Source organism: uncultured Campylobacter sp., from assembly GCF_938030145.1.
Classification (GTDB): domain Bacteria; phylum Campylobacterota; class Campylobacteria; order Campylobacterales; family Campylobacteraceae; genus Campylobacter_B.
Genome location: NZ_CALHGM010000030.1, coordinates 1 through 21,755, shown reverse-complemented (window position 1 = coordinate 21,755; position 21,755 = coordinate 1). Strand labels below are relative to the sequence as shown.

Below are 21,755 nucleotides of genomic sequence, written 5' to 3'. Positions count from 1 at the left end.
TTAAATATTATTTATCGGCATGACAACCGTTTTTAGGCTGTCCGCGCTAAGTACGAACGCCGTATCGGAGCTGTTAAAATCAAGCTCAAAAATTTCACTCTCAATATTACTTAAAAAATCAAGCAGAAAGCGGTTTTTCACGCCAAAAACTATCTCGCCGTTTATCTCGATCACCGCTTCAATTTCGGTCTTTGCTTCGGAATTATCCTCGTTGATGCTCTCAAAAATCATTCCGTCCTTTTTAATGGTAACCTTCATCTCCTCACACATTGCGTTTATCGCTCGCACTCCACTTACCATCTTATCGCGCGGAATTAAAATTTTATACGCCGTATCGCTTGTAATAACGCGCTCGTAGTTTGGAAATTTGCCGTTAATAAGCTTTGTAAAAAACTCAAAATTCTCGCTCACTGCTAGTAGCACGTTTTCGTCGTAGTAAATTTTAATTTTATCCGAAAATAACTTTTGAATTTCGCCTATCGCCTTTTTAGGAATCAAAATTTTAGTATCTAGCTCGCCCGCTTTTGATTGAGTGATCAGCTTATAAACGCTAAGTCGCTTCGTATCGGTTCCGACTAAATTTAAAAAGCCCTCTTTTACGTCGATTAAGGCTCCGTTTAGCTCATATTTTGGATTGTTCGTATCGATCGACGGATAGATCTTTTTAAGGCTTCTGCCTAAAATTCCAGCATTTACGTCAAAGCTGTTTTTACCATCTATTGTAGGAAAGCTCGGAAAATCCCTCGTTTCAAACATCGGAAGCTTGTACTTGGATTTTTTTTGCTTTACAAATAGTGCTCCGTTAACGGTTTCTAAAGTAACGCTATCGTCGCTTAGGCCTTTAATGACGCTAAGGAGCTTACCTCCATTTGCTGTAGCTTCTCCATCTGTTTCTATTGAGATATTTTGTATATTATAGCTTAGGCCAATTTCATGATCGGTAGCTTTTATACTAAAAATTCCATCTTTTGCACTCATTAAAAGATGCGAAGTTATCGAACTTAGATCTTTTTTATCAAGATAGGAGCTAGTATTTGAAACTATCTCTTCTAGAAGTTTTTTAGTGATTAACACTTTCATATTTTTATCCTTTTAAATTTTTATCGTTGTAGTAGTTGGCAAGTGGTTTTTGTGAAAAACTTATCCTAAAGCTTGTCTTTAGGTAGTTTATCCAGTGAGTAAGTAGCTTTGTTTTATTCACTTTCATTCACCTTTTTTGCTTTATTTTCATAAAGTTTAAATTTCATTCTTATCCTTTTTGGTTATTTTGTTTTTTAGTTCTTCGATCTTTATTTTTAACATCTCGTCGGTTTGAATGAGTTCGTTGATTTTTTTGATATTTTTGCTGATGGCGCTGTGATCTTTTAGATTAAAAAATGCGGCGATTTTAGGCATTGAGTTTTGAGTTAACTGTTTTGTTAGATATATGCAAATTTGGCGCGCTTCGACGACGTTTTTAGCTCGCGTTTTGCTCTTTAGCTCGCTAGGTTTTACGTTCAGTTCTTTTGAAATCACCTCTATGACGTGTTCAAGGCTCACGCTTGAATATTTTTGGTGAATTTGATCTTGCAGTGTACTTTTGGTAAATTCCAGCGTGATCTTTGTGCGAAGTATCGAGGAATATGCATTTAGTTTATTTATTGCGCCTTCGATTTCGCGGATATTGTCACCCATATTTGTAGCGATATATTCTACGACATCGTGTGGAATTCTAACGCGATTTTCCTCGCTCTTTTTATTGATAATGGCGATTTTAGTTTCGAGATCCGGCGGGGTAATGTTTGCTATTATGCCGCTTTCAAATCGTGTTGTAAGACGACTTTCAAAGCCTTTTAGAAATTTTGGCGGCAGGTCGTTGGTTAGCACGATTTGGCAGTTTTTGTCTTTTAGCTCGTTGAATGTATAAAAAAGCTCCTCTTGAGCTTTGTCGCGTCCTATTAAAAACTGAATATCGTCGATGAGCAAAACGTCACAATTGCGGTATTTTTGTTTAAATTTATCGATTGAGTTGTTTTTGAGATTAAAAACAAAATCATTAGCAAACTGCTCGCTGGTGACGCAAATGACGGTCTTCCCCTTTTTGATGCAGTAATTTCCGATCGATTGAAGCAGGTGAGTTTTTCCAAGCCCGCTAGGCCCGTAGATAAAGAGTGGATTAAAGCGAATTCCGGGTTCTTTTGCGACTGTAATCGAGCACTCAAAAGCAAATTTATTTGAATCGCCGATGATAAAATTTTCAAAATTATAATTTTCGCTTAGAATCGTGCTCTTTGGCTTTTCCGAGATGATTTTTACCTTTTCTTTCGGCGAAATTTTAGCCTTTGAGGTGATTTTGACGATCACGTCGTTGAGCCCAAACTGTTTTTTGATAAGCTCTTTTATTTTAGTGCCGTATTTTGTCTGGGCATATTTGGCTATAAATTCGTTAGTTGCGTTGTAGATGAAAAACCCTGGTGTCGAGTTTTTATCGTTAAATTTCAAATTTTTAATATATCTAGAGTATTCGGTAGGTAAAATTTCCTTCTCTAAATTCGATAAAATTTCTTGTGCTTGCGACTTCGCCATAAAATTCCCTTACAAGTTAGATTAAGATTTTAGCTAAATTTCGCTAAATTTGTGGTAAATTTAAGTTTATTCACCGGTGATTAAACTGTGAATAAGTGTGAAAGGTGGATATGAAAATTTTAGGAATCGATCCGGGAACTAGAAATTTAGGCTATGCGATTTTGGAAAAAGATGTGAATAAAATCGCTCTTATTGAGGCGGGACTTGTGAAAATGAAGGCCGAAAACGTGCAATTTCAAATGACGCAGATGAGCGAGGCGATCGATCAAATTTTTAGCACTCATAAGATCGATGAGGTCGCGATAGAATCGATGTTTTATGCCTATAATCCGCAGTCTGTTTTAAAGCTCGCTCAATTTCGCGGCGCACTGGCTCTTAAAATTTTACAAATTTTTGGAAATTTTGCCGAATATACGCCGCTTCAGGTAAAAAAATCTGTCACAGGAAAGGCAAAGGCTGCGAAAGAGCAAGTTGCTTTCATGGTGAAGCGGATCTTGGGGATTAATAAGGAGATTAAGCCGCTTGATATTACGGATGCTATAGCTATCGCGCTTACGCATGCAAATGTTATGCGCTTAGCGCCTAAATAGGAGGGTTTATATGAAAATCGCTATTTTGCAAATGGACGTGAAAATGGCTCAAAATTTTGCAGATTGTGAGCAAAATTTTATTCGCGCGCGCGGGCTGATCGATCGCGCGTTAAAACGCGGCGCGGACGTAGCGGTGCTGCCGGAAGCCTTTAATACGGGCTTCAATACGGCTAAATTTAAAGAGCTAGCTGATACGAACGCTACTCATACAAAAAAATTTTTAAACGAAATTTCGCGAAAAAGCTGCGCTATTTTAATAGGCGGATCGATAAGCTCCGAGCGAGATAAAATTTATAATTCCGCTTTCGTTTATCAAAACGGAGCCGAAATTTTACGCTACGACAAGATCCACGCCTTCTCGCTCGCTCGCGAAAATGAGATCGTAAGTGGCGGCGATAGGTTAGGAATTTGCGAGATAAAATTTCAAAATCGCGCGGTCAAAATCGGCGTCGCGATCTGCTACGATCTGCGCTTTTGTGAAATTTTTCGCGCCTTGGCGCTTCGCGGCGCGCAGGTGGTTTTTGTGATCGCGCAGTTTGCACAGAGCCGTATAGAGCATTTTATCACGCTCGCTAAGGCCCGCGCGATCGAAAATCAAATTTTTATCTGCGCGGTAAACGGCTGCGGCGATACGGGGCAGGGCGAGAGTTTCGGCGGAAATTCCATGCTGATAAATCCCTACGGCGAGATCGTCGCGCGCCTAGGCAAAAAAGAAGCCGTGAAGATTGCTCGGGCGGATTTAGATGAAATTTTAAAATTTCGCGCTAAAATGGATCTTTTAAAAGATATGAAACCTGAAATTTATAAGGAGTTTTGATGAAAACTTTGGTATTTGTGATCGATATGCTAAATGGCTTCGTAAAATTCGGCGCGATGGCCGATCCTAGCATAGCGAAGATCGCTCCTGCGGTGATTAGGCAGATTGAGGCGGCGAAAAATGTGCATTTTATTTGCGACGCTCACGCCGAGCGGGATTTGGAGATGAAGCGCTATCCGGTTCACTGCCTAGTTGGCTCGCCCGAAGCGGAGGTGATCGAGGAGCTCACGCCTTACGTAAGCGAGCAAAACGTCACTTTCAAGCGCAGCACGAACGGCTTTCATAATTTGGATAAGAAAATTCTGGACGGCTTCGATCGCTTTGTGATTACGGGCTGTTGCACCGACATCTGCGTGATGCAGTTTGCGCTTAGCCTGCGCACCTATCTCAACGAAACTGGCGCCGATAAGGACGTCATCGTTCCGCGAGGTGCAGTAGCTACCTACGATGCGCCGAACCATGAGCGCGGCTACTACGACGAATGCGCGCTAAGCTTAATGCAGAATGCGGGGATTTTGGTGATTTAAGCTGCGCTTGGATCAGACAGAATTTTAAGCTAAATTTTGTAGCGTATAAATTCCAAAATTTTAGAGCTGCTCTTAAAATTTTGGAATTTTGTGTTGCTCGTAAAATTTTAAAATTTTAATCTTTTTATGGAATTTAGCTTTGTTTTACTGAGACTGCTTTTGCGACGAAAAATCCCACTACTCCGGAAATTATCGAGCCTAAAAATACCGCGAGCTTGTCTGTGTAATGATACATATCGCTGCCGCCGTATGCGAGGCCATCGACGAAAAGCGCCATCGTAAAGCCGATACCACAGATAATTGCTACTGCGTAAAGCTGCGGCCAGCCTGCATTTTCCGGCATGTAGGCGATTTTGGCTTTGATTAAAATCCAGCTAAAGGCAAAAATTCCGATCTGTTTACCGAAAAATAGCCCTAGCATGATACCCATCGGCACCGGACCGAAAAGGAAGCTAGGACTGATGCCTGCTAGCGAAACGCCTGCGTTTGTAAAGGCAAAGATCGGCAAGATGAAGAAATTTACGGGGTAGGCTAGTCCGTGCTCCATATCCTTTAGCATAGAACCCGAGCGGGTCTTAAGCGGGATACAAAAACCCGCAAGCACTCCCGCGATAGTCGCGTGGATACCGGAGTTTAGTACCATCACCCACAGCACCACGGCCACGATGATAAACGGAAGCTTTTTATCAACGCCAAGTCTGCTCATCGCTAACATTATTGCGACACAGGCAGCTGCGCCGCCTAGATAGATTGCGTTTATGGTAGAGGAATAAAACAAAGCGATGATTAAAATTGCACACAGATCGTCCATTATCGCAAGCGTTAGGACAAAAATTTTAAGGCTAGCAGGAATTTTTTTGCCCAAAAGTGCCATAACGCCTACAGCAAAGGCTATATCTGTCGCCGTTGGGATCGCCCAGCCCTTCATCGCGACGGCATCGCCCCAGTTGATGATCGAAAATATAATCGCGGGCATCATTACTCCGCCCAAAGCCGCGAAGCTAGGAAGTAAAATTTGAGAAAAATGGCGCAGCTGCCCTTCGATCTTTTCGCGCTTGAGCTCAAGTCCGATGGCAAAGAAAAATATCGCCATGAGCACGTCATTTACTAAAAAATGCATCGATTCATCGAGCTTTGCGGGGCCGACGCCTATGGTAAAACTTAGATGTAAAAACGCCTCATAGTATTTTGATAAAAAGCTTACGTTTTGAGCGATGATCGCAAGAACTGCGGATAAAAGCAGTATAATTCCCGCGCTACTTTCGCTTGATAAAATTTTCTTAATGATATGTTGCACATGCTTCCTTTAAAATTTTGCTCTAATTTTATGCAAATTTTAATTAAATTTTTATCAAAACGGGCTAGTTGCTCGGTAAATTCGGCATTATTAGCATTGCATAAAGTATTATAAACATTATGATCGTAGGGCCTTCGTTGATCGCACGGAAGTATTTTCCGCTCCTGTGACACTCGTTTTTTTCAAATTTATACATATAATAATACAGCCACAAATGATAACAGATTAGCAAAACCCCGGCTAACAACTTTAGATGAAAATACCCCATTTTCATAAGCCCGGGATTTAAAACGATCAGCATTACCCCGCTAAAAACCGTCACTGCCATCGCTATCCAGCCGATCGCATGATACAGCATTCGCTCCATCTTTTTAACGACCTTTACGAAATCCGGCTTGTCTAAATTTTCAGCGTGATAAACATACAGGCGCGGCATATAAAACAGCATCGCCATCCATGAAATAAAACCCGCAAAATGGACAAATTTAAACCAATAGTAACTCATTTTTTCTCCTTAATCTCTCATTAAAATTTCTTTTCGTGCTTCGAATTCCTCTTTGGAAATCGCGCCTTTTTGATACAGCTCAAAGAGCGCATCGACTTTTTTTAGACGCCCCTCGTAGTCGTCTTCCTCCGTCTTGCTTGCAAAAGCATTTAAATCTTCAACCCAAATTCCTACGAAAAATATGTCTAGCAAAATCCAAATTCCCCAAATCGCCCAAAACAAAAAGCCCACTAAAAACCATAGCGTAAAACTTCCCAGCCAAAATAGCGCGATTTGAGCAAATCCGCTGATAAATTTGCCGCAATAAATTCTATGCAGTCCGCCGCCGATCGGCATAGCTGCGATCCATGAAAACGCACCTAAAAACCAAAGCGCGTAAGCGATATAATTATTTCTCTTCATTTTTCTCCTTTTTCGCGATCTTGTAGCTTTGGAAGATAAAAATCACGACGGCCAGATCTATCATCACGTCGGCGAAATTAAACACCGCGAACTCAAACCACTTATGCCATGCGACGTAATCGACCACGCCGCCGCGAATGAAGCGATCGAGTAAATTTGAGCAGCCTCCCGCGAGCATCAGCGCAAACGGCGCCCAGTGCTCGCAAAAAAGCTTTTTATGACAAAATACATACGCCGCAAGCGCCGAGATCAGCGCGATCTGGATAAATTTTAAATTTTCGCCCAAAAAGGCAAACATCGAAAACGCAACGCCGCGATTAAGCGTAAGCTCTAGTGAAAAAAACTCTCCCTGCCATGAAAAGCCGTTTAAAAACAGAAGTTTTATCGCTTGATCGATCGCAAAGATCACTGCAAAAAGCAGGATAAATTTAATACAGGTCTTAGCCATCTCACAGCCTAAATTTAAATATGTAAAGCCTGCATTTTTTGTCCGCGCTTTTCGTGTACAGCCGATAGCTTGTCGCGCCGTAAAATTTTATCAAATCGCTATTCATTTAGGGCTTTGGTAAAAAATTTCTCGACCTCATCCATTCGCTTTTGCAGCAGTTTTTCGTTTTTGCCCTCGAGCAAGAGGCGGATAACGTTTTCGGTGCCGGAGTAGCGAAAGAGCGAGCGGATCTTGTCCGCTTTGAGGCTTGTTTCAAGCTCCTTTAGCCCTTTTAATTTTTCAAGCGGCTTTTTATCCGCGATCTTTAAATTTCTTAAAATTTGAGGATACGGCTTGAGCATTGATGAGAGTTCGCTAGCTCTTTTGTGCGTATCCAGCATGCAAGCGGCGAATTGCAGCGCGCTTGCGATGCCGTCGCCCGTTTTGGCGTAATCGCCGAAGATCACGTGTCCGCTCTGCTCGCCGCCGAAATTTGCGCCCAGCTCGCGCATCATCTCAAGTACGAATTTATCGCCGACATTGCAGCGATGAAGCGCAATGCCGTGTTTGGCTAAAAAATCCTCCAGCGCGGAGTTGCTCATCACCGTCGCGATCATCTGATCGCCCGCGAGACGCTTTTTTTCTTTCAAATAGACCGCTAAAATTCCAAGCAGCGCGTCGCCGTGGATGATCTCGCCGTTTTCATCCACGACTACGAGTCTGTCGGCATCCCCGTCAAAGGCAAAGCCCACGTCGGCGCGTAGGCGCCTTACCTCCCCGGCCAGACCTTGTGGGCTTAGCGCACCGCAGGCGTCGTTAATATTTTTTCCGTTAGGCTCGTCGCCGATGACGATTGTTTCGGCTCCCAGCTCGTTAAATACCGTAGGTGCGACCCTGTAGCTTGCTCCGTTTGCGCAATCAAGCACGACGCGAAGCCCGTGCAGCGTCTTTTGCTTCGGGAAGGAATTTTTAATATGCACGATGTATCTGCCGATGACATCGTCTACGCGCTTTGCGGCGCCTATCTGCATCATTTTGGTGCGCGCTTCGGCGATGAGCTCGTCGTTAAAATAAATTTTTTCGATCTGCGCTTCCTCTTTTTCGTCGAGTTTAAAGCCTTCGCTGTTAAAAAATTTAATGCCGTTGTCGTAGTATGGATTGTGGCTTGCGCTTATCATGATGCCCGCGTCGCAGCGCATATCCTCCGTAAGAAAGGCAATCGCAGGAGTAGGCATCGGTCCGATCTGGCGGACGTTGTAGCCCACCGAGGTAAGGCCTGCTACGATTGCTGTTTCTATCATATAGCCGCTTCTGCGGGTATCTTTGCCGACTAAAATCATATTCGTAACGTAATTTTTCCTAAAATAAATCCCCGCTGCCATCGCTACGCGCATTGCAAGCTCGGCGGTTAGAAATTCTCCCGCTTTGCCTCGTATGCCGTCCGTTCCGAAAAGTTTCATTATCAAATCCTTATATAAAAATCGTGAAATTCTACCAAAAAAAGTTTAATCTATATAAATTTAAACTATATTTAAATTTTACTTAAATTAAGCGTCGATTAAATATTTTTTACGTATAATCGCAGGTTCAAATTTAACCGAAAAGGAACGTTATGGCAAATCACAAATCCGCCGAAAAACGCGCGAGACAAACCATAAAAAGAACGGAGCGAAATAGATTTTATCGCACCAGAGTAAAAAATATCACAAAAGCCGTAAGAGAGGCGGTCGAGAGCAAGGATCTAGACGCAGCGACTCAGGCTCTAAAAACGGCTAATGAAAGCTTTCACAGCTTCGTAAGCAGGGGCTTTTTGAAAAAACAGACCGCGAGCAGAAAAGTAAGCCGCCTAGCCAAACTCGTAAATTCTTTAAAAACTGCCGCGTAAGCGCTACTTACGCATAAAATTTAAATGCTAGCCGATAAACTAAAGCCTTTTTTGGATCGCTACGACGAGCTTTCTCGCATGCTTAGCGATCCCGCTGTTACTGCAGATATCGCTAATATGACGGCGCTATCTAAGGAGCAGCGCAATATTGAGCCGATCAAAGAGGCGGCTAGCGAGTATCTTAAAATTTTAAATCAGATCGAAGAAAACAAAGCCCTGCTAAGCGATGCCGATCTCGGCGAGCTAGCCAAAGAGGAGCTTAAAAGCCTAGAGGCGCAAAAGCCGCAGCTCGAAGAAAAAATCAAAATTTTACTGCTTCCAAAAGACCCAAACGACGATAAAAATATCTTTTTAGAGATCCGCGCCGGTACAGGCGGCGATGAAGCGGCGCTGTTTGCGGGCGACCTGCTCGGCGCGTATCTGCGCTACGCCGATCTTCGCGGATATAAATGCGAGATCGTAAGCACCAGCGAAGGTAGTGTCGGCGGTTATAAAGAAGCTATCTTGCTCGTAAAGGGCGCGGGAGCGTATTCGCGACTAAAATTTGAAGGCGGCACTCACCGCGTGCAGCGCGTCCCCGAAACGGAGAGCCAGGGCAGGGTGCATACCTCCGCGATCACAGTCGCCGTCATGCCCGAGATCGAGGATAGCGAGATACAGATCAACCCAAACGACCTTCGCATCGACGTTATGCGCAGCTCCGGCCACGGCGGGCAGTCCGTAAATACCACCGACAGCGCCGTTCGCATCACTCACATCCCGACCGGTTTAGTCGTTACCAACCAAGACGGCAAGGACCAGCACAAAAACAAAGAGGCGGCGATGAAGGTGCTGAAGGCGCGCCTTTACGATATGCAAGAGCAGGAGCGCTTAGAAAAAGAGCGCAAAGATCGCAAGGATCAGGTAGGCACAGGCGACCGCTCGGGGCGAATTCGTACCTACAACTATCCGCAAAACCGCATCAGCGACCACCGCATAAATTTAACTCTCTACCGCCTCGACGCGATCATGGCGGGAGGCTTGTTCGACGAGATCATCGATCCGCTCATCGCGCACTCTCAAGCCGAAGCGATCGCAGACGCCAGCTATTAAGCCTTTTAAAATTTAGACCTTACATCCACCCGCTTTGCCGAATTTTGCCTCGATCAAAAGCACCAAGATGAAGAAAATTTTTTCGTCGTTAAACTTCGCAAGCTCGCGCAGGCCTTGATCTGCGCTTATAAGCTTGATGCCGTTTGATTTCAAAATCGCAGCGAGCTCGTCCGGCTCAAAGCCCATTTTACCAGCGATCTCTCTGATATTGTAGGACTCGATCGCGCCTATGATGCGGTCCATATTGCAAAAGCCGGGATTTTTGCGGCTCAAAACCACGTCCAAAAACTCGCCCCAGAGCTTTACGAGCTTCTTTCGCCTCGTGATTATATGCAAGATCGCGACGCAAAGCAGGCCCAATCCTGCGATTTTATGTAGGCTCATCCAGGCCTCGTCATATTCGCCGCGCGCAAAATTAACGCCCGAAAAGCCCAAAATGCAAAGCGCGCAAGCTAGCAGCACGATGAGCGCAAATTTATAAACAATCCCCGCTTTAAGCATAAAATCTCCTTGCTTAGTTTTAAAATTTAGCGGCTCAGGCATAGCGCCTGCAAGTGCTATGCTGCTGCACCGGTACGCCTCGCTGATCGCCGCTATCGTATCTCCGTGGCGTTGTTGCGCCGCCCGCATCGCTACTTCACTTATACGCTCCGCGGATCGCCATCATCGTATCGCGGCGTTTGCGCTACTTGCACTGCGCTTTACCTACATACGCATCCCGTCGATCGCGGTTGCCATATTGCGGCATTTTATGCTGTCGTCGCCGTAATCACGCCGCGCCGCTTTGTGCTGTCGATCCGCCGCCGCGGTAGCATTGTTCGCTTCGATCGTAGCGCCGTTACGATGATGATTTGCACGAGCGAAGGTCATGTCATACGGCGCCGAGTAGGTACGTATCGCCGCTACGCTTCTCAACTACGGCGTGCCGTCTGCGCCGCCGATGTGTCACGCGCCATCCGACGCGCTACCGATTTATCGCTACGCCCGCGCATCGCGCCGCTGCCGCAGCCTTCTCATTTGGCGCGCTGTCTACCGACTTCCAAACCGCTCGCCGCGTAGCTTAAAATTTTATCGAGACGCCCCGCATTGAGCAGACTATCTTGCGTTTAAATTTTATCAGCTTAAATTTCCGTGCAGAACCGCGATCGCGCGCCGTCTACCGACCTCCAAGCCGCTCGCCGCGCCGTAGTGCCTGCCGCTGCCGACTGCGTGTATGGGTCCGAGCATACACGGATGCGAGCCTCTGCGCCTATGTAGCGAGCGCTAATTACTCATGCGCATAGGCACCGAGCGCCTCGGCTAAATTTTATCGCCGTTTAATATAAACGAGTAATTTTAATAAATCTGGATTTAAAAAGATATGAATTTAAAGGCAAAATCCCTGCGGCGTGAAATTTAAAGGGCCGAATTTAAAGCTCTATCGTCCGCTCAAATATGTCCTCAAGCCCCGTTTGATGCACGATCGCTAGCATGCCGAGGCTCGGTAGATCCGCACGCAGACCAAGTAGCAGCTCGCGCGCCGAAGTGGGATCGAGCGCGGACGTGATCTCGTCAGCAAAAACGAAGCTCGGCTTGTGGTAATGAATACGTGCGAAACTAAGCCGCTGCGCCTCCCCGCCGCTTAAAATTTTAACGTAATCGGCGCGCGAGTTTAGCATGCGGGCAAATTTCTAAAGCCCTACGCGGCGTAAAATTTCTAAAAATTCCGCGTCGTCTGCGCGCGGCGACTGCGGATAGGAAATGAGCTCTTTTAGGCTAAGCGGCGCTATATAGGGCTTTTGCGGGATAAACATTACCCATGTGCGCGGCAGGCTGATCTCGCCGCGGCCGTATCTCCAAAGACCCGCGACGTAGCGCAGAGCCGTACTTTTGCCTGCACCGCTCTTGCCTCGTAGCATTATAAACTGCACAGGCGCAAGCTCGAAGCATAGATCCTCGATCAGCGGCTCGCCCGCAGGCGTGAAGACCGACAAGCCCTCGCAGCAAGCGGAATTTTCGTCGCTTTGTTTAACGCAAGTACGCAGATTTGCGCTCTCGCCGTCCATGCGCGAGATGAACTCATAGATCCTCTGCACGCTCGCCGCCCACTCCATGATCTGCTTATAATAGTCCATAAACCACGCAAATCCGTCCTGCACGCTGTAAAACGCCGAGCGCGCCTGCATCATGTCGCCAAAGCTCATCGCCCGCGACAAATACAGCGGCAAGCAGTCAAAGATCGGGATCAAATTGGTGATTTTTAGGTAGCTTGCCGAAAAGCACTCGAGGCGAAATTCCGTATTCATGATGCTGCGCCAGTTTCTCATGATCTCGCCGAAGCTCGCGCGAAAGCGGCCGCGCTCGGCATCCTCTCCGCGCATAAACGCTACGGCTTCTGCATTTTCGCGCACTAGCAGCAGATCCGAGCGGTAGTCGGCTTCGGCGCGCTGTTTAGCAAAATTTAGCCCCCTAAGCCTGCGCCCGATGAGATGCGTAATCAGCGAGCAAAGGAGAGTATAAATAAGCGCGACGTAGAGCAAAAAACCTTCGATCTCAAAGCGCATGCCGAAAATTTCAAATTTCAGCACCTTCGAGACCTGCCACAAGATTGCGACGAAGGCGATGAGCTTGGCAAGATTATAGACGAGCGATTTTACGAGATCGACGCTTTTTTGCACGAGCAGCAAGCTGTCCTCCGCGATACGCTGATCGGGGTTGTCTAGCTTTGCAATTCCCCGGTCTTCGGAAGCTTTAAGCGAACCTTTGGCATCCGCTTCGGTTGCGGGGCACCCAGCCCGCGCCCTCACGGACGCCGCACGTTCGTTTAAATTACCCGTATCTCGTCCCCAATATTCTTTAAAATCTTCCTCACGCTGCTGGTTTAAATTTTCGTTCACACCGGTGCCGCTCGCCTCGCTTGCAAGATACTCTGCGCGATCGCTCGCAGAGCCCACGTATTCGTTTAAGCCATCCGTATCCTGCTCCAAATATGCTTTAGTATTCTCGGCGTTTTTTGAATTTTTAAAATTCTCGTCGCTACGATCGTTTAAATTTTCATTCTCGCTTGCGCCGCTTTGCCCTACTGCATTTTGCTCCGCCGTGCTCGGTAAAATTTCAAGCCCGCTCACGTCTCTATATAAAGCCGCGCTGTCCGCTTCGGCTGCGGAACACTCTGCGCGCTCGTTTAAATTTTCATCTAAATTTACGTCGCCAGGTTTTTCTAAATTTGATCCGCCCCTGGCGCTAAAATTCCTCCCAAGGCTCGTGCGGTAGAAGTTGGCGTTATGTAGCCATTTGCGCTCCATCATCGCGCTTAGCCGCTCGCGCCAGACGATTACAAGCAGTTTGCGAAGCCAGCTGCCACAGACGATGAAAAGCACGATGAGCGCCGTGTAGAGCAAAAACTCGCCCACGAGCGCAGGGATCAGCTCGCCCTTAAGCTCGCTTAGCGCGTCGTAAAAGCGCTTATCCCACGCGTTCATCAGTACGCTGATTTTGATGATAGCGAGACTAAAACCAAGCGCGAGCAGCAGCAGCGCCCACAGCTTCGCCGCGCCCTTGCCGAACCAGTGCGGACGTAGAATTTCAAAAAATTGCTTTAGCGTTTTCAAATTTTCTCTTTAAATTTTAAAATTTAGCGCTAGTTGCGGCGAGATCGCGGGATTAAATTTGATCCTGCAGCCTCGCGAGCGGATTTTATGCTCGCAAGTCTGCGCGTTTAATTCGCTTGGAATTTCGCGAAATTAAATTTATCGCCCCTGCCCGCGATCGCCCGGATCGTCCGCGCTAATCAATCGCTAATCAACCAAATCGCAAGTTAAATTTTGATCCCGCGGCTTCGTTTAAATTTACCCGCCTCGCTACGTGCTACTTGCGACAAAGCTTGGCCTCGCGCCTCTACGCTCGCTTTATCCGCGCTCTTATAAAGCGCGGAATTTATCCAAGGCCGCGTGCGAGTTCGGTCAGTCCGAGTTCGCATAAGCGCAAAATTCCATCCGCACCTAATACGTATAATTTAGCGTCAACATAAAATTCCGCGGCTCGCCGTAGTAATTATTCATCCCCGCGACGCGATTTTGCGTATTTTGAAAATACTTCTTATCCGTGATGTTTTTGACCGCAAAATTTACGCTAAAGTGCTTGTCAAAATGATAGCCGACATTTGCGTCCCACAGCGTGTAAGCTTTCTGCGGCGCGGCGTAGTACGCAACGTTTTCGCGATATATCGAAGCGGTTTTGCTCTGATAGCGCACGCCCGCACCCAGGGTAATCTTACGATTTTCGCCGAGCGGAATTTCATAGTTCGTATAGAGCTTAAACAGATGCTTCGGAATGTAGCGTTTGGCGTTTGCGCCCTTGCTATAATCGACCGCTGCGGAGGTTCTTTCCGTCTTTAAATAGACGCTGCGGTTGAAAGTATATCCTGCGAATAATTTCCAATTCTCAGTAAGCGAGCCTTGCACCTCGGCATCCACGCCGCGGCTTCGCACCTTGCCCTCGGCGATGGAGTAGTTCGTATTAAGAGGATCGCTCATCGCCCTATTTTTCTGAATGATCTGAAATAGCGCGACATTCGTATTAAGCGCGCCGTCAAAAAATTCTCCCTTCACACCGGTTTCTAAATTATAGCCGACGACGGGATCTAAAATTTTACCGTCTTTATCGCGCGCGGCTTGCGGCTTAAAAATTTCGGCATAGCTTGCGTACCACGAAAAATTATCCGCAAAATCCCAGACCACTCCCGCATACGGCGTGAAATCCGATTTGCTCGGGCTTGTCTGATGCGAAGCCGTACCGCGCAAAATATTATAATAATACCTGCTGTAAGTTACCTTCGAAAAGCGTCCGCCGAGCAAAAAGTGAAAATCGTCGGTTAAATTTAATCTAGTCCCGAGCGAGATCGCGCGCTGCTTTATGGTAGTGGAGCTTCTGTCTTTAAACGTAGCGGCGCTACTCCAATCGGGCTGAGCGATCCTTGAGCAGTCCCAGTTATAAATATTCATCCCCAGTGACGCCATAGACGAATCTCTCGTTCTAGTCTCGCGCCAATTAAGCTTTTCGTTGCTAAGCGAGCCGTTTAAGAAAAAGTCGTGCTTCTGCCCAAATGCTTCGAATTTGCCGTCTAGTCCAGTTTGAAACCCAATCTCTTTGGAGTCGTTATCGTAAATCCTATATCGCACCGTATGCGACGAGCTGCCGTTGTAGGGATTTGCCCCGCCGAGCGCTCCGAATTTTAACATGCTGTCGCTATCGGTATAATTAAGCCTCGCATAGGCTTTTAGATCATCGCTAAATTCGTGCGAAAGTTCGCTGTAGACGTTAAATTTTTTATATTCGCTCTTATCCCAGTCCGAGCCGAAGTAGCTTCTGCGCGGTAAATTTAGTAAATTTCCATGATTATCCAAGACGGGTACGCCGTAAATATCATAGACGCCGACGGTTTTTTGCCACAAAAATCCTGCGCTAAGAAGCGTCTTATCGGCCACGTCAAATTCCGTCGAAACGCCAACGCCTTCGCGATAGCCGTTGCGCGGATAGTCCTTAAACGAGCCCGTTTTACTTAAAATTCCGATCAACCGCGCGCGTGCCGTGCCGCTTTGATTTACCGCGTCCGTTACGTCGATCATACCGCTATAATTATCCCAGCTACCGCCGCTTAGACTTGCGTTAAAGCCGAACTGATCGCTCGGGCGCTTTCGGATTAAATTTATCGTGCCGCCAGGTTCGCCGTTGCTTTGCGTAAGGCCCGCTACGCCGCGCAGAACCTCAACGCGATCGTAGAATTCCAAATCGGTAAATTCCTTCGATGAGCCCAGCGGCCCGAACACGGAGCTGGAAACCGAGCTTGCGATGCCGTCTTCTTGGATATTATCGACATAAAAGCCGCGCGAGACGATGCGATTGCCGCCCGCGTCGTTATTTAGCGAAATGCCGGTGGCGTATTTTTAAAGAGCCTCTTCGGCGTTGTGCAGGCTCAGATCTTTTAAAAGCTGATTGGAGATGACGCTTATAGACTGCGGCGTTTCTCTTATGCTTAAATTTAGCCCCGTCGCGGTGCTCATATTGCCCGTCGTATAAGAGCCCGTGCCCTCGGTAGTGGACAGATCGGCCTTGCCCGTGACGTTTATGGTACCGAGATTATCGTCGTCCAAACCCTGCGGCGTAGAATTTTCTGCGCTACCGCTTTGCGGCATGGAATTTTGTGCAACGCCTTTAGTAGCGAGGCTTACGACGGCGTTACCCTGCGGCGCGGAATTTACAGCAGTAGGGCTTCCAGGCTTTTGCGCAGAGTTTTTCGGCGCCGCATTATTAGGGGCTAAATTTGAAACGGGCGGCGCAGAGCTCTGCGATACAGCGCTTGCGCGCGAGCTTTGCGATGACGAAATTTTAGAGGTAGAGCTTGCGGCGGACGAGTTTTGAGAAGTGCCGCTATTTTGCGCCGCAGTAAGCCAAAACGGTGAGCAAAGTAGCGCAAAAGAAAGTAAAATTTTACCCTTTTTCATAAAAATCCTTTTTAGATTTTATAATCTATATCAATTTACTGGCGGGATTATCTTACAATTCCTCTTAAATAATAATAAAATTTTTAATAAACTAAATCATAAAATTTTATATGCAATTACTAATTTAACGGAATTTGATAAGATTTATTGACGAATTATTAAGCAAAATTTATATAAATTTTATAAAAAGTATATGAATTTGAAAAACGAAGGATTGAAAAATTTAAAATTCTAAAATTCCGCCGCTTTAAAATAACGTAAGCGACGGAATTTAGCGTTTATCGGTGTTTGGTCTTGCGATTACGATAGCACTAGCACCGGTACAAGCGCATTGTGTAATATATCCTCGGAAACGCTGCCTAAAAAGAGCTTTTTGAAAAAGCCCTTCGTAAAGGCACCGGTAGCGATCAGATCGAGGTTATTGGCGCGGCGATATTTGATGATCTCATCGGCGGGCACTTCCGCTTGGATGCATTTGAAAGTGGCGTTTTGAGTGCCTAAAATTTCGCGCGCCAGATTTAGCATCCGCTCGCCCTCTGTGGCATCGAGATTGATGTGCAAGACATGCTTATGTACGCTCGCAAGAAGCTTTGAGCTCTTTATAAACTCAAGCGTGCGTTTCGCCGCGTCAGTGCCGTCAAACGCAATGAGCACGGAGTTAATAGGTGAAAATTCCTTATTCACGAGCAGCGACGGCACGTGAAGCTCCTTTATTAGCACGCTTGCGTTAAAGCCTACGTCCTCGTTATTTGAGCCCTTGATACCGAGTACAAAAATTTCAGCTTCGTCCTTGTACTCGGCGATAACGTCGATAAAATCGCCATCTTTAATGATCTTACTCGCCTTTACGCCCGCAGTAGTCGCAGCGCAGATATATTCATCCAGCATCGCTTCGGCTTCTTCGTGGTCTTTCTCCGCATCCACGCCGCCTAATGTGGGACTTCCGTAGCTATTTGCAAGAATATCATTCTCTCCTAGGACGATCCCGCCTGCGGCTAGCCCATAAAAATTCTCGCCAAGCTCCGGGATTTCAACCACGTGAATAAACACGAGCTCGGCACCCAAGGTTTTAGCGACGTAAATTCCGTAATCTCTAACCGCCGGGGCAAGCGCATTTTGATCGACGCAAGTGATGACCTTTTTCATTTTTCGTCCTTTTAAAGATAAAATTTTAACCGAAATAAGCTTATCAAATTTTGTATAAAAGTTATTTAAATTCCGTAGATTTGAATGCGGCGCGGACGGTTTTGTGAAATTTAAAGCCGCGTCGTAATGGATTTGTGAGGTGCGGGCGCGCTTGTGGTAAGCTAGCTCAGGCTCAGCTGACAGCGATCGAGTAGTTAGCGTAGTAGGCGACTAAAAAGCGTTGCGGACGCGGCAGACAAGGTGCGGCGCGGGCGGTTTTAAAATTTATCAAGCCGCTAAAAGCGCGGTTTAAAGCGCCGTTATTGCGGTTAGTAGCTCAAAGATGATCCCCGGGAAATTTGCTGTGGCGAGCGGCTGGAGAAACGGGACTTTGTTGCCGTCTAAATTTGCCATTATGTTCGGCACATAGGATACGTACATGATGACCGACAGGCATGTGCCCGCCCAACCTAAAATTTGTAAATTTCTTTCGCTCATCGGCTCTCCTTGCTTTTAAGATACGTTTCAAATTTACGAATGAAACGAAGCGGGATTTAATACACCAAAGATAAGAAACGAATTAAAAGATGGCTAGAAATAAAATTTGACTTTAAATTTATCGCAGCGACTCCTCGCTGCTTGCATCTGCATAAATTTTAAAACGGCGTTTGCAGCGTGCATTTTAAAAATAGAGAAATTTAAAACGCCGGACAATGGTTGAAATTTAAATTTCAAAGAGATAAAATTTTAAACGACTGAAGCCAAATTTAAGTAAAATTTTGTAGGAAAATTACGGTAAAATTTTAAAAATATGAGAAGTAAATTTTATAATTTCTCGGACGTTAAAGATAGGAGTGTTTGCCATAAGTGCGGAGGCGAGCTGCAAGATTATGCCGAGATAGAAAAGCGGAATCAAATAGAAAAGAATAAAAAGCTTGAGAAATATTATAAATTTGAAAAAGAGTGGCTAAAGAGGGTGCAAAATCGGCGCGACAAGGAATAAAATGCTAAATTATAAAAATATCGGTTCTATTTACGAGCTTGGCTCTTTGTCCAAAAACGGCTCGGATATATATTTGCTTATCGGATCGCACTTTATGGATAAGATAGATATCTTTAGTAATATCACAACGGATTTTCTTATAGGCGTCAAGTGGATATTCTTCTACGCAGAGAAAGCGTCGCGATTAGAAGATATCTTTGATGGTTTTATAGAGCGGCACGATTTATTGGATATCGTTACATTGTCATACGGAATCGATGAAAAAACAGAGCTTGTAAATCTATTTTTATTTAAGATTACTCCAACAACTATGGGCGTATCAATATTGGATGAGAAAAATGCAACCGAAAACGAGCTATTGCATGAAATTCTAAAAGGCGTAAATAATAAAAATGGCGATAAAATTTAAAATGAGGTGAAATATGCAGCAAAATGAAGGGTTGTATTATTTAGTAGCTGGATTTCTATCCGATTGGTGCGATATAGAGCTGTTTTGCGATGAATTTTATAAGATGTATGATTTGGAATCGCAATATTGCGTAACCAATAAAGCGGAAGAGCAGGCATTAAAAGAATTGGATATGATGACGGGTAGATTTTCTGAGTTTGATGAAGATTTTAAAAAGGCTCCTAACGTATTTTTTAAAGAAGGCGAGATAAGGCAAAAGGCAGAAGAAATTTTTCGATTATTTTCTAATATCAAAATTTCAAAAGAGGAATTTTTTAGATTTTTGAAAGAACAGAGAGGGTTAAATTTTCCGATTGGCGTTGATTTGGGCGAAGGCTATGTAATGTGCCCGAATTGCTCCAACGCAATGAAAGTAGATGAGCGCCAAAGCGTGATTACATGCGATAATAAATATTGTATCGCTAAGCTTATCAATCCTTTAGCGAAATTAACGCTTGCAAAGATCGAGAGTGCGAAATACAATAGCCAAGAAGCCGATTAAAAGGCTCAAGCGGACAAATCTTTGCTAAATTGCAAAAAGGAGTGCGATGCTAAGCGGAAAGGAAATTTACGAGAATTTTTTGTTAAGATTTTCGGACAACGAACGCGATATTATGAAAAATTTGGCGAGAAATATATATGAACTAAACAAAAGAGAGTTTATCATTGAGTTTGATGAAAATAATATATATAAAGTCAGATTTTATGATGATTTTGAAGGATGCTGCGATCCGGGTCTCGAAGAAGGAGAAGAGGGATGGGATGAGCTATTTTTTGGATTTGAATTTGTAGTTTTAGAGGTTTTATCGACGCGAGCTGTAAAATTTAAAAAGGGCGATTATATCGAAATAAACCATAAAAACTATCCTAAAATATTTGATATGGATAGAAATTTGATTTAGATATAATGATTTAATAGAATTATGGAGAAAATAGATGCTTATTTTAGTAGGGCAGGAATTCCGCATAGAGAGCATGATTCGAGAAGTCATAAAAGAATGGGATAAATATAATTTAGGCTCGAACGATGGAGCATTCAAATTAAATTAGGTAGCAAAAACAAAAAATAGGATTTTAATATGATAGAAAATGAATTTGAATTTTTAATTGCCTCCGTGCCGGATAGAGAAAAAGTAGTAGCCGAGATCTGGCATATGGGCAGAGAGGCTTTAATAGAGATCAACCATGAAACGAATAAGCTTTTAGTCGCTGCTACCGAGACTCGGCATAATATCAATTTTTACGAGCTTATATGGGCGCTATATGCCGGGGGATTATGGCTAAAAGATGGGAATCAAAGACCGAATTTTACGGAGCAATTTGAGAAATTTTCAAAAAGAAACGGAAGATGCTCGAAAAATATCTTTAAATTTACAAGATATGAAAATAAAGTGAGTATAGAACATAAAGGCAATCTAATAGCGCATGTCATAAAATATGGCGACGCCCTATCGGTAGGTCTGTTAAATTTTGGATTTGTATTAAAAGACTGCGTAGAGCTCGAAAATTTCGTATGGGCTTTGCAAAATTCTAGAAAACTGCTAGATGGCGCGGTCGTCTAAGTATCGCGGCAAAAACATCTATAAAGGATAATAAAATGACCGATTATTTCGTAAGAAAAGAAAGCGCAATAAAATTAAATAAGCTTTTGGGGTTAGATTCGGCGGGAGATGAGCAAGATTGGGAGCTAGAATTAGCAGACATTGGCAAAATTACGTCTATGCTAAATCTACTAGAAAACAAGACATTAAATTTCTACGATAAGATTGCTCTGTCGCATTTAATTGTCGCTTCGTTTGAGAAAGAGGATGAAGAGCTAGGCGCGGTAGATAAGGATAGGATTAAAATATTTGCCGACTTTCTGAACGATAACTTGCAAATTAAAAATATCATAAAGGAATACTGGGTGGTTGCGTATGGGAATTTGAGCAAAAATTTAGCCTATTTGATATTTAGGAATAAATAAAGGATGAAATAATGCAGCCCAAAATTAGAAATTTATGCGTATCGCTGGAAAATAAAATTTTAAATTTACGCTCTTTTGATCCCGAGCAAGTATGTTATTGCATGGCGGCATGGTTTATGGAAAATAAAATTTTGTTTCTTATGAAAGAATACGACGGTTGCGGCTTGGACGAACTTTTAAAGTTAAATTTTAAAGATTATCCTACCGAGCTATCGATTTACGGCGACGGAAAAGCGAAGGATCTCTTTGGCGTAAAGATCATCAAATCGGACAAATACCGCTTGATAAATAAAATTAGAGCATTGAAAGATCAAAAGAGCTTAAGACTAGTCTACGAGGAATTAAACTCGATTGTATTTGACAGCTTGGTAGTTAGCGTGGATTTGGACTTGGCGTGCGAATGCCCGCAATGGTCGCCTAGCGATTATAGAGTTATGTTGAATGAAGCGACGGACGAAATCGTTTTCGCCTGTATAAACTGCGAGAAGAAATTTTATCCGCATACTCTTACCGAGTGCCGAATAGATTGTAATCTTGCTATTCCTAAACGCGAATATTTTATCAATTAACTATTTCAATCATTTCTTTTATAGCTAACTTTGGTATCCAAGAAAGAAGCGGGCG

General features: G+C 44.5%; 27 protein-coding genes. 12 read left to right on the top strand and 15 right to left on the bottom strand.

Translation table 11 applies throughout. The features are described from left to right. The gene (gene dnaN, locus Q0323_RS05560) at positions 1 to 1,080 is read right to left on the bottom strand and encodes a DNA polymerase III subunit beta (RefSeq protein ID WP_298052349.1); all 1,080 of its coding nucleotides are present in this window, start codon (positions 1,078 to 1,080) and stop codon (positions 1 to 3) included. Positions 1,081 to 1,236: 156 nt separating this feature from the next. Beyond that, on the bottom strand, positions 1,237 to 2,565 hold the full coding sequence (dnaA, locus tag Q0323_RS05555; protein WP_298052346.1) for a chromosomal replication initiator protein DnaA: 1,329 nt from the start codon (positions 2,563 to 2,565) through the stop codon (positions 1,237 to 1,239). A gap of 110 nt (positions 2,566 to 2,675) precedes the next feature. On the opposite strand from dnaA, the gene ruvC reads away from it, so the two are divergent. Genes ruvC through Q0323_RS05540 form a run of 3 tightly spaced genes read left to right on the top strand, consistent with a single transcriptional unit; the run spans position 2,676 to position 4,499 of the window. Beyond that, a complete protein-coding gene (gene ruvC / locus Q0323_RS05550; RefSeq protein WP_298052344.1) occupies positions 2,676 to 3,155 on the top strand; it encodes a crossover junction endodeoxyribonuclease RuvC in 480 nt (159 codons plus the stop codon). Between the two features lie 10 nt (positions 3,156 to 3,165). Further along, positions 3,166 to 3,972 carry a nitrilase-related carbon-nitrogen hydrolase gene (locus Q0323_RS05545; protein ID WP_298052341.1) on the top strand — a complete coding sequence of 269 codons (807 nt, stop codon included), beginning with the start codon at positions 3,166 to 3,168 and terminating at the stop codon, positions 3,970 to 3,972. Then, on the top strand, positions 3,972 to 4,499 hold the full coding sequence (locus tag Q0323_RS05540) for an isochorismatase family cysteine hydrolase (protein WP_298052339.1): 528 nt from the start codon (positions 3,972 to 3,974) through the stop codon (positions 4,497 to 4,499). The genes Q0323_RS05545 and Q0323_RS05540 overlap by 1 nt, the downstream gene beginning before the upstream one ends. Before the next feature lie 133 nt (positions 4,500 to 4,632). Here the strand turns inward: Q0323_RS05540 and nhaA are convergent, their stop codons facing one another. From nhaA to glmM, 5 genes are all read right to left on the bottom strand, one after another. Then, a complete protein-coding gene (gene nhaA / locus Q0323_RS05535; RefSeq protein WP_298052336.1) occupies positions 4,633 to 5,796 on the bottom strand; it encodes a Na+/H+ antiporter NhaA in 1,164 nt (387 codons plus the stop codon). A gap of 64 nt (positions 5,797 to 5,860) precedes the next feature. After that, complete coding sequence (locus Q0323_RS05530; protein ID WP_298052333.1) at positions 5,861 to 6,301, bottom strand: CopD family protein; 441 nt, start codon at positions 6,299 to 6,301, stop codon at positions 5,861 to 5,863. 9 nt (positions 6,302 to 6,310) lie between these two features. Then, complete coding sequence (locus Q0323_RS05525) at positions 6,311 to 6,703, bottom strand: SHOCT domain-containing protein (protein ID WP_298052331.1); 393 nt, start codon at positions 6,701 to 6,703, stop codon at positions 6,311 to 6,313. After that, positions 6,690 to 7,151 carry a signal peptidase II gene (gene lspA / locus Q0323_RS05520; protein ID WP_298052329.1) on the bottom strand — a complete coding sequence of 154 codons (462 nt, stop codon included), beginning with the start codon at positions 7,149 to 7,151 and terminating at the stop codon, positions 6,690 to 6,692. Before lspA ends, Q0323_RS05525 begins: the two co-directional genes overlap by 14 nt. Positions 7,152 to 7,249: 98 nt before the next feature. Next, complete coding sequence (gene glmM / locus Q0323_RS05515) at positions 7,250 to 8,590, bottom strand: phosphoglucosamine mutase (RefSeq protein ID WP_298052327.1); 1,341 nt, start codon at positions 8,588 to 8,590, stop codon at positions 7,250 to 7,252. A 152-nt stretch (positions 8,591 to 8,742) separates the two neighbouring features. Here glmM and rpsT point away from each other — a divergent pair, with 152 nt between their 5' ends. Together rpsT and prfA are read left to right on the top strand one after the other, a co-directional pair. Further along, on the top strand, positions 8,743 to 9,015 hold the full coding sequence (gene rpsT, locus Q0323_RS05510) for a 30S ribosomal protein S20 (RefSeq protein WP_291938896.1): 273 nt from the start codon (positions 8,743 to 8,745) through the stop codon (positions 9,013 to 9,015). A 24-nt stretch (positions 9,016 to 9,039) separates the two neighbouring features. Beyond that, positions 9,040 to 10,107: a peptide chain release factor 1 gene (gene prfA / locus Q0323_RS05505; protein ID WP_298052324.1), complete on the top strand. Its 1,068-nt coding sequence runs from the start codon at positions 9,040 to 9,042 to the stop codon at positions 10,105 to 10,107. Positions 10,108 to 10,119: 12 nt separating this feature from the next. On the opposite strand, the gene Q0323_RS05500 is transcribed toward prfA, so the two are convergent. The 8 genes from Q0323_RS05500 to Q0323_RS05465 form a co-directional block, all read right to left on the bottom strand. Beyond that, on the bottom strand, positions 10,120 to 10,737 hold the full coding sequence (locus Q0323_RS05500; RefSeq protein ID WP_298052321.1) for a chemotaxis protein: 618 nt from the start codon (positions 10,735 to 10,737) through the stop codon (positions 10,120 to 10,122). A 75-nt stretch (positions 10,738 to 10,812) separates the two neighbouring features. Beyond that, positions 10,813 to 11,022 (bottom strand): hypothetical protein, encoded by a 210-nt coding sequence (locus tag Q0323_RS05495; protein ID WP_298052318.1) that lies wholly within the window; start codon positions 11,020 to 11,022, stop codon positions 10,813 to 10,815. A gap of 494 nt (positions 11,023 to 11,516) precedes the next feature. Beyond that, positions 11,517 to 11,765 carry a hypothetical protein gene (locus Q0323_RS05490; protein ID WP_298052316.1) on the bottom strand — a complete coding sequence of 83 codons (249 nt, stop codon included), beginning with the start codon at positions 11,763 to 11,765 and terminating at the stop codon, positions 11,517 to 11,519. Positions 11,766 to 11,777: 12 nt separating this feature from the next. Next, positions 11,778 to 13,697, bottom strand: coding sequence for an SbmA/BacA-like family transporter (locus Q0323_RS05485; RefSeq protein ID WP_298052314.1), 1,920 nt, complete (start codon positions 13,695 to 13,697; stop codon positions 11,778 to 11,780). A 390-nt stretch (positions 13,698 to 14,087) separates the two neighbouring features. After that, positions 14,088 to 16,016, bottom strand: coding sequence for a TonB-dependent siderophore receptor (locus Q0323_RS05480; RefSeq protein WP_298052518.1), 1,929 nt, complete (start codon positions 16,014 to 16,016; stop codon positions 14,088 to 14,090). Positions 16,017 to 16,031: 15 nt separating this feature from the next. Then, positions 16,032 to 16,589 carry a hypothetical protein gene (locus Q0323_RS05475; protein ID WP_298052312.1) on the bottom strand — a complete coding sequence of 186 codons (558 nt, stop codon included), beginning with the start codon at positions 16,587 to 16,589 and terminating at the stop codon, positions 16,032 to 16,034. Between the two features lie 300 nt (positions 16,590 to 16,889). Continuing rightward, positions 16,890 to 17,735 carry a universal stress protein gene (locus Q0323_RS05470; protein ID WP_298052309.1) on the bottom strand — a complete coding sequence of 282 codons (846 nt, stop codon included), beginning with the start codon at positions 17,733 to 17,735 and terminating at the stop codon, positions 16,890 to 16,892. Positions 17,736 to 18,023: 288 nt separating this feature from the next. Further along, positions 18,024 to 18,212, bottom strand: coding sequence for a hypothetical protein (locus Q0323_RS05465; RefSeq protein WP_298052306.1), 189 nt, complete (start codon positions 18,210 to 18,212; stop codon positions 18,024 to 18,026). Positions 18,213 to 18,525: 313 nt separating this feature from the next. Between Q0323_RS05465 and Q0323_RS05460 the strand changes: the two genes are divergently transcribed. The 7 genes from Q0323_RS05460 to Q0323_RS05430 all read left to right on the top strand — a co-directional run bounded on the left by Q0323_RS05460 (position 18,526) and on the right by Q0323_RS05430 (position 21,700). After that, a complete protein-coding gene (locus Q0323_RS05460) occupies positions 18,526 to 18,717 on the top strand; it encodes a hypothetical protein (RefSeq protein WP_298052302.1) in 192 nt (63 codons plus the stop codon). A gap of 1 nt (position 18,718) precedes the next feature. Next, positions 18,719 to 19,126, top strand: coding sequence for a hypothetical protein (locus tag Q0323_RS05455; RefSeq protein ID WP_298052300.1), 408 nt, complete (start codon positions 18,719 to 18,721; stop codon positions 19,124 to 19,126). Positions 19,127 to 19,139: 13 nt separating this feature from the next. Continuing rightward, complete coding sequence (locus tag Q0323_RS05450) at positions 19,140 to 19,667, top strand: hypothetical protein (protein ID WP_298052297.1); 528 nt, start codon at positions 19,140 to 19,142, stop codon at positions 19,665 to 19,667. Between the two features lie 46 nt (positions 19,668 to 19,713). Then, the gene (locus tag Q0323_RS05445; RefSeq protein ID WP_298052295.1) at positions 19,714 to 20,067 is read left to right on the top strand and encodes a hypothetical protein; all 354 of its coding nucleotides are present in this window, start codon (positions 19,714 to 19,716) and stop codon (positions 20,065 to 20,067) included. A 177-nt stretch (positions 20,068 to 20,244) separates the two neighbouring features. Next, entirely contained in the window at positions 20,245 to 20,727 is a 483-nt protein-coding gene (locus Q0323_RS05440) for a hypothetical protein (RefSeq protein WP_298052294.1), read from the top strand. Between the two features lie 35 nt (positions 20,728 to 20,762). Beyond that, a complete protein-coding gene (locus tag Q0323_RS05435) occupies positions 20,763 to 21,131 on the top strand; it encodes a hypothetical protein (RefSeq protein ID WP_298052292.1) in 369 nt (122 codons plus the stop codon). Positions 21,132 to 21,142: 11 nt separating this feature from the next. Beyond that, positions 21,143 to 21,700, top strand: a complete 558-nt coding sequence (locus Q0323_RS05430; protein ID WP_298052290.1) for a hypothetical protein — start codon at positions 21,143 to 21,145, stop codon at positions 21,698 to 21,700. The last annotated feature ends 55 nt before the right edge of the window (positions 21,701 to 21,755 follow it).